Raw genomic sequence first — 7,723 nt, forward strand, 5'->3', positions numbered from 1 at the left:
GAGTTCCAGCAGGAGCCGGTCCTCCTCAGGGGTCAGCTGGATCTGAAGAGGGGCTGCCATGTTGACATGATAAGGGGTTGGCACTTATGTTCGCCCCCTAAAATAGTGGCTTGCGGAAAATACCGCACCTCCTGCTGGTATTGTCCATCGAGCATGTATGCTCGAAACCTAGATGACAACCGGAATGCTTTTTATGCCTTGGTGGGTAGCGTGCCAATTTGGGAGTGGGATGAAGTAGGAGAATCTTTCGTAATAGTAGAGGTTCCTGAAGGACACAAGGCGATCCTGCGTCACGATTCCAAAAAGCCGATGTGGAAGCGGTACGTTGTCGAGGAAGTGTATCCCATCAGCCCTGAAGATTGGGCCTATATTGCTTCCAATTTTGCGAATCCTGGACGTTGGGCTAAAGAGGTGGTAGTGGTTGATTTCTAGGCACGCACTATCTCGCCAAACCGTCTCAGCACTTCGCCAGGTTTTCCGAGCCGCCCCCCTCGAGGCCACCCTCCTGGTAGGGCTCCTAGCCGCAAGCGGCCTGATACCGGTGGGGGTACTAAGCGCCACGCGGGCCTTGGTGGACAGTCTGGTCTTGGACTTGGAGAGGGGCTCCCTCACTCCAGCATTCCTAGGTCCGCTGGCGGGGCTGGCCCTGCTGTTTGCCCTAGACTTTGTGCTGGTCCCCTGGGTGACCTACCTGCAGGGGGTGGTAAACGAGCGGCTTACAGCCCGGGTGCATCTCTTGCTGATGGAAAAGGCGGCTGGATTGCCCGACCTCACCCCCTTTGAAGATGCCGGTTTTTACGACGAACTGCAGGTGCTGCGCGACCAAGCGCCATACCAGCCGCTCAACCTACTGATTTTCTTTGGCAACGCCTTCCGCGGGGGCATCGCCGTGGCTGGGGTGCTGCTTCTGCTCCTCACCCTGGCCCCCATTTTCCCCTTGCTGCTGCTCCTGGCCACCTTACCGCAAGCGCTCCTGACCTTCCGGTTGCAAAAGGGGGTGTGGGAGGCAGTGCTCTTTGGCGCCCCCGAAGCCCGGAGAATGCGCTACTACGCCGAGGTCTTACTCAACCCCGAGGGCGCCAAGGAAGTGCGCCTCTTTGACCTCCTTCCCTTCTTCCGTGGGCGCTACCTTGATGCCTTTGGGCGGCTACACCAGGGTCTTCGCCGCGCCCGTAGGCGGCAGGCCCTAGGAGCCAGCGGCTTGGTTCTCCTCAGTGCTCTGGCCACCGCGGCGGCGCTGTACCTGGGTCTGCATCAGGCTCTTTTGGGTTTGGGGGGGCTGGGTAACCTGGTGCTTCTCCTGCAGTCCGTGGGCAGCTTGCAACAGAACCTCTACGGCCTAGTGCAGGATGTCGGCATGCTGTACGAGAGCCTTCTCTATTTTGAGCGACTGGAGGGTTTCCTAGCCCGGCCTTCCGCACTGGCTCCATCGAGCGCGGGCCACCCGGTGCAGGGCTTTGAGGAGATCCGCTTTGAAAACGTGGGTTTTAGCTACCCCAATGGCCGGCGGGCCTTGGAGGGGATCTCCTTTAGGCTGCGTCGAGGCGAGCGGCTAGCGCTGGTGGGGGAAAACGGTGCGGGCAAGACCACCTTGGTCAAGCTCCTCCTCCGCTTCTATGACCCCACGGAGGGCCGCATCCTGGTGGACGGGGTGGACCTCAGGGAGCTGGACCTTGGCGCCTGGCGCCGCCTGGTTTCCGCGGTCTTCCAGGACTATGGCCGCTATGCCCTTACCCTCGGGGAGAACATCGCCCTAGGGGACTTGGAGGCCCTTTCCGACGAGGGACGCCTGTGGGAGGCGGCCAGGGCGGGAGGGGCCTTGGAACTCCTGGAGCGGCTCGGGCCGGAGGCCCTGCTCTCCAAGGCCTTCGGGGGCACGGAGCTCTCCTTAGGCGAGTGGCAGCGCGTGGCCCTCTCCCGGGCTTTTTTCCGGGGGGGCGAACTTCTCGTGCTGGACGAGCCCACGGCCTCCCTGGACCCCAAGGAGGAGGCCCACCTTTACCGGCGCTTTGCCGAGCTAGCCCAAGGTAAGACTGTACTCCTCATCACCCACCGACTGGCCTCTGTGCAGATGGCCGACCGAATTCTGGTGCTGCAGGAGGGGCGTTTGGTGGAGGAAGGCTCGCATCAGGTCCTGTTGCAGCGCAACGGCGTCTACGCTGAGCTGTGGCGGCTACAGGCTGAGGGATACAGAGGGGGCTGAAAACTCCCAGCACCCTGCACCGAAGCCCTGAACCCGCACCTACCGCAGAGGCCCCTAGCCCGCCTGGAACCCCAGCCAGGGGGTCAAGGCCTCCGTCGCCTGGTGGCTGGTGGCTAGGGCAGCCCGTGCACGTTATACACCTTCATGAAGGCCCGGACATAGGGCTCATGGGGATTAGGGCGAGGGAATCCTAGAGAAAGAGCACTTCGATATTCCTGCTCCTTACCACCTCAGCGGGGGAAGGCAGGGCTTTCCCAGCGCCCTCCTGGCCCAAAGGCGCCTGGAGGCTCTGGACCGGCTCCTGAGGGCCCTGAAGGAGGCCTTTCGGGACCGGCTCTTCCTCTCCCTCTACCACGGGCGGCTTCCCGGGGACGACCGGCGGGTGCGGATCCTGAGGAGCCTGGCCCAGGACCGGGGCCTGCCCTACGTGGCCGCCCTGGAGGTGCGTCAGGCCACCCCGGAGCTTTTCCCCCTCCTGGACGCCCTCACCTGCGCCCGGCTGGGGATCAGCGTGGGCACCTTCCCCCAGGAGGCTTCCCACCTGGAGAGGCCCCGGAACGAGGCCCTGGCCCTCCCCTCCCGGGAGGAGGCCTTAGACCGCATCCCCTTCCCCGAGGCCTGGGCCGCCGCCCGGGACCTGGGCCGGGCCCTGGGATTGCCGGCGGAACTGAGGCGGCGCCTCACCAAGACCCTAGGCCGGGACTTCCGCCACCTGAGCCCCCACCGGGCCAGGGAGGCGGAACCCCTCTTCCGGGAGGTGTTGGGGGAGGCCCCGGTGAAGGAGCTTCTCCTCCGCCTCCTCTCCCTCATGGAAAAGGGGCACGTGCGCCACCTCATGCCCCATGTGGGCGGGGTGGTGGTGGCCCCCGGGCCCCTCACCCGCTACGCCCCGATGGTGCGAAGCGCCGGGGGGGTGCGGATGCTCACCCTGGACAAGGACGACCTGGAGGCCCTGGGCCTGGTGAAGCTGGACCTTCTGGGCCTGAGGATGCTCTCCGCCCTGGAGGAGGCCCGGGAGGAGGTGTTCCGCACGGAAGGGGTCTGGCTGGACCTCGAGGCCCTGCCCCAGGAGGAAGGGGTCTACCGCCCCCTGTGGCGGGGGGAGACCCTGGGGGTCTTCCAGCTGGAAAGCCCGGCCCAGACGGCCATGTCCCGCAGGCTCAGGCCCAGGACCGGCGCCTGGGGCAGGAGGAGGCGAAGCCCCTGCACCCGGTGCTGGACCGGATCCTGGCCAGGACCCACGGGGTCCTCCTCTTCCAGGAAGAGCTCCTCTCCCTCCTGCACCACGGGGCAGGGATGGACTGGGCCGAGGCGGAGGCCTTCCGCAAGGCGGTGGCTAAGGCCCGGGACGAGGAGGACCTGGAGCCCTTACGGGAGCGCTTCCTAAGGGGCCTCGAGGGCACCCTGGGCCTGGTGGGGGAGAGGGCGGAGGAGGTGTGGCGCATGGTGGAGGGCTTCCGGGGGTACGGCTTCACGGAAAGCCATGCCCAGGCCTTTGCCCGCCACGCCTACGCCTCCTTGTGGCTCAAGCACCGCTACCCGGCGGAGTTCCTGGCGGGGGTCCTTTCGGAGATGCCGGGGATGTGGCCCCCCGCCACCTGGCGCCAGGAGGCCCGGCGCCTTGGGGTCCCCTTCCTGCCCCTTTCCATCAACCGCTCCGGCCTCCGCTACCGGGTGGAGGGGGTAGGGGGGAAGAAGGCCCTGAGGCCCCCCCCTCACCGCCGCCAAGGGGGTTTCCGAGGAGGCGGCCCGGGCCATCCTCCGGGAAAGGCTTCGGGGCCCCTTCACCTCCCTGGAGGACTTCCGCGCCCGCCTCCATCCCCCGGTTGTTTTGCCCGAGTCAGCGAAGCTATCTTGTGGGCAAACAGATTTGCGTAAGCAAGTTGCTTTGCCCGAAGGGCAAACAGATTTGCGTAAGCAAGAGGACCTCCTCCTGGCCCTGGCCAAGGCGGGAGCCTTTGACGAGCTCCACCCCCGGCGGGAGGCCCTCTTCCGGGCAGGCCTGCCCCCCGGGGGGCCCCTTCTGGCGGAGGAGCTTCCCCCGCCGCCCCTTCCCCCCCTGGCCCCGGGGGAGAGGCTCCTCCTGGACCTCGAGGCCAAGGGCTTCTCCGAGCTTCCCCTCCACCCCCTGGACCTGGTGCGGGGCCGGATGCGGGAGGTGGGGGCCACGCCCCTTTCCGCCCTTCGGCCGGGGCCCGTGCTCACCGCCGGCCTGGTGGTGGCCAAGCAGAAGCCCCCCACCGCCCAGGGCTACGCCTTTTTGGTCCTCGAGGATGGCCCCATCCGGCGGCAGGTGGTGGTGCCCCCGGGGCTTTGGGAAAGGCGGTATGCCCTCTTCCGGGATGCAAAGCTCCTCCTGGTGGCGGGGAGTTTTCCGGGGAGACCATCCGGGCAGAGGAGGCCTGGCCCCTTCTGGGGAACCCGGCGGGAGAGAACCTGGCAGAAGAAGACCAGCGAAGGCCCTAAATACCCGGGATGTCTTGGAACCTGCGCAGCGGACTTCGGGGGGCAAAACCCCTCCCCGAAGTCCGAGGCCTAGCCCCCCAAAGCCGGAGACCTACCACCGGACCCATACAACCGGCGGGCCGGGGATCATACTATACACAGCTGCATTTTTGTGCCGCAAAGGAAACTACTAAACCCGTAAGGATTGGAGCGTGCGTACTCTACACGACTTCCTTGCACTCTATTGAACTCAGTCAAGCGTTACGTTCAAGTGGTATAATCGGGGTGTCCGGAAAGCCGGACGAGGATCTTGAAAGCCGATTTTCCTCTTGCGCAAGGGCAATATGCGTTTTCACCTGCTTATCGACCGCTCCTGCAGTGGCTTTGCAACGAGCTAAACCCCGCAAAACCCCCTTTATTCGCCATGTGTATATTCCAGCCTTCATGATTCTCACAAACCCCCCCTCCAGGAGCACCGTCCAGGACGATGTTCTAAGGGGGGTACCGTTGCAAGAGATGCTTCCCCGAAAGGGGATTGCGACGCCTCCACCAGGGCCGGCCTGTAGTTCACCGTCACGCTGGGTTGCAAGAGATGCTTCCCCGAAAGGGGATTGCGACCCAACCGGTGTAGAGGGCCAAGACCTGTTCTCTGAACATGGTCTGTTGCAAGAGATGCTTCCCCGAAAGGGGATTGCGACCAGTCCAGTTACCATGCCTCTCAACCACATGACCAGTTGCAAGAGATGCTTCCCCGAAAGGGGATTGCGACAGAAGAAGAAAAGCACCAAGGCCATCGTGCCGAGCCAGACGTTGCAAGAGATGCTTCCCCGAAAGGGGATTGCGACCCTTAGGGTGGCCTTGACCACACCGCTATCAATCAGTCTGGTTGCAAGAGATGCTTCCCCGAAAGGGGATTGCGACCATAGCTAAGGGCGAGGCTGGACGCGTTTGCCCACCGCTTTCGTTGCAAGAGATGCTTCCCCGAAAGGGGATTGCGACCCGGGAGGTCAGGCCGGCTCATGAGGGCCTTGACTACAGGTTGCAAGAGATGCTTCCCCGAAAGGGGATTGCGACTCCACTATCCCCGAGTAGCGTAATCTTAGCTCCTCCTGCTGTTGCAAGAGATGCTTCCCCGAAAGGGGATTGCGACCGTACTTTGCGAACTCCTCTACGCGCATGTCCTTCAATGGTTGCAAGAGATGCTTCCCCGAAAGGGGATTGCGACCCAGGCCACCAGCCTGGGTATTTTGTTTTTATGAAGCGCCTCTATGCCATTGCCTACGACATCCCGGACGACAACCGCAGGGTCAAGATGGCTAACCTGTTGAAAAGCTACGGGGAGCGTGTGCAGCTTTCCGTGTTTGAGTGCTACCTGGACGAAGAGCTTCTCAACGACCTGCGCACCCGAGCCAGAAAGGTGCTGGACCTCTCTCAGGATGCCCTGCGCATCTATCCCGTGTCGGGCGAGGTCCAGATTTTGGGCGTGGGGCGGGTTTACGAGCTGGAGGCCTTTGGGCTGGCCTAGGCCGTGTGCAGATGTCGCCCGGCCCCGGTTCCTTCTGTGGCATCCTAAGAATCATGCAAGACCTGGCTACCCTTTGGGAGGAGTACAAACAGGCGGTACGGGCAGGAGGGGATGCCGTGGGTCTTTACCGGGAGCGCGTCTGGCCTGCCCTGCTGGAACGCTGGCGGCAGGAACCCCCCGTCCACCCTTCGCCTCAGGAGTTTGCGGTTTCCATCCACACCCTGGGCACCAGCCCCGAGGCCACGGTCCTGGCCATCCTGGGCACCCGGGCCCGGGAGGTGTATGTGCTCCACACGGACCTCACCCGCGCCCATGTCCCCCGCCTGCGGGAGGAAACCGGTAAGGAGATCTATCCCCTCGAGGTGGGCAAAAGCGACGTAGCCGCCATCTACCGGCATGTGAGGTACCTCCTCGAGCGCTTCCCCGATGTACCCGTGGCCCTGGACCTCACCAGCGGCACCAAGGCCATGAGCGCCGGCCTGGCGGCGGCGGGCTTCTTCTTCCAGCGGTTCTATCCCGAGGTGCGGGTGGTCTACGTGGACAACGACGACTACGACCCCGAGCTTCGCCGCCCGCGGGCCGGCACGGAAAGGCTCATCATCCTGCCGAATCCCCATCAGGTCCTGGCGGACGTGGACGCCCTCTTCGCCCGGGAGTTCTACGAGAGGGGGGAGTACGCCAAGGCCGCCGACCTCTTCGGGGCCATGGTGCAGAAGACCTTGGAGCGGCGCTTTGAGGTGTTCGGCCTCCTTGCGGGCATGTACCAGGCGTGGTACGCCCTGGACTTTGCGGAGGCGGTGAGAAAGGGAGAGGCCCTCCTTGGCCGCCTCGAGGCGGACGCCCTGCGCCAGCACCCCCTCAACAACCGTCGGGGCATCCTCGAGGGGCAGCTTTCCCTCCTCAGAGCGGCCCGGGATTTCCTGGTGGGGCAAGACCTGGGGAATACCCTTGGGGTCCTGGGGGTGGTGGAGACCCTCCTGCGCCTCTCCGAGCGGTCGGAGAAGACCTCCTTGGTCCTGGCGGCCCTCTACGCCTACCGCGCCCTGGAGCTCCTCCTGCAGGAGAGGCTTTTCCTCCACGGGCGCCGCGCGGACAGCCCCGCCCTCACCCCCCCTGAGGAAGGGGCCCTCCGGCAGGAGCTCGCCCGGCTCCTCCGGGTGCACGAGGAGGCCGTGCGCCTGGGTGCCAAGCTGGGCCTGTTGGACCTGGTGGCCTTTTTGCGGATCCTGGGGGACCCGGTCCTGGCCAGCCAGAAGGTGGAGGCGCTTCAAGGCTTGGCCGGGGTCCTCAAGGCCCGGAACGATGCCCTCCTCATCCACGGATTCGCCGTGCCCTCGGAAAAGGAACTCAAACAGATCCGCAACCTCCTCCAACCCCTGCTTGCGGACCTGAGGGAGCGTGCGGGCCTCAGGGTCTCCCTGCATCCTGTAGCCCTGGGGTCCACCTTTTAGAGAAAAGAGGGGGTGTGGGGGAGCTATAATCCCCCGGTTTTTAAACCGGGGATACATGGACTCCCCCACGTCCACCACAGGTGGACACGGATTTGGTAC

General features: G+C 64.5%; 4 protein-coding genes, 2 pseudogenes and 1 CRISPR repeat array. All 6 genes and pseudogenes read left to right on the forward strand.

Annotation, left to right across the window (positions count from 1 at the left end):
• Positions 1 to 432, forward strand: a pseudogene (locus F604_RS13125) (hypothetical protein); the annotation flags it as partial.
• Between the two features lie 235 nt (positions 433 to 667).
• Positions 668 to 2,203 carry an ABC transporter ATP-binding protein gene (locus F604_RS0110750; protein ID WP_240030565.1) on the forward strand — a complete coding sequence of 512 codons (1,536 nt, stop codon included), beginning with the start codon at positions 668 to 670 and terminating at the stop codon, positions 2,201 to 2,203.
• Between the two features lie 511 nt (positions 2,204 to 2,714).
• A pseudogene (locus F604_RS13580) lies at positions 2,715 to 3,538 on the forward strand (hypothetical protein); the annotation flags it as partial.
• Between the two features lie 574 nt (positions 3,539 to 4,112).
• A complete protein-coding gene (locus F604_RS0110770) occupies positions 4,113 to 4,742 on the forward strand; it encodes a hypothetical protein (protein WP_019551655.1) in 630 nt (209 codons plus the stop codon).
• 412 nt (positions 4,743 to 5,154) lie between these two features.
• A CRISPR array of direct repeats spans positions 5,155 to 5,873; the repeat unit is 36 nt; unit sequence GTTGCAAGAGATGCTTCCCCGAAAGGGGATTGCGAC.
• A 30-nt stretch (positions 5,874 to 5,903) separates the two neighbouring features.
• A complete protein-coding gene (gene cas2 / locus F604_RS0110775) occupies positions 5,904 to 6,173 on the forward strand; it encodes a CRISPR-associated endonuclease Cas2 (RefSeq protein ID WP_020700632.1) in 270 nt (89 codons plus the stop codon).
• A 53-nt stretch (positions 6,174 to 6,226) separates the two neighbouring features.
• Positions 6,227 to 7,624 (forward strand): TIGR02710 family CRISPR-associated CARF protein, encoded by a 1,398-nt coding sequence (locus F604_RS0110780; RefSeq protein WP_019551656.1) that lies wholly within the window; start codon positions 6,227 to 6,229, stop codon positions 7,622 to 7,624.
• Positions 7,625 to 7,723 lie beyond the last annotated feature (99 nt).

It is taken from the genome of Thermus scotoductus DSM 8553 (assembly GCF_000381045.1).
Lineage (GTDB): Bacteria > Deinococcota > Deinococci > Deinococcales > Thermaceae > Thermus > Thermus scotoductus.

Coding starts and splice junctions, on each gene's coding strand:
- cas2 (WP_020700632.1), top strand. CDS start 5,904: ATGAAGCGCCTCTATGCCATTGCCTACGACATCCCGGACGACAACCGC.
- F604_RS0110780 (WP_019551656.1), top strand. CDS start 6,227: ATGCAAGACCTGGCTACCCTTTGGGAGGAGTACAAACAGGCGGTACGG.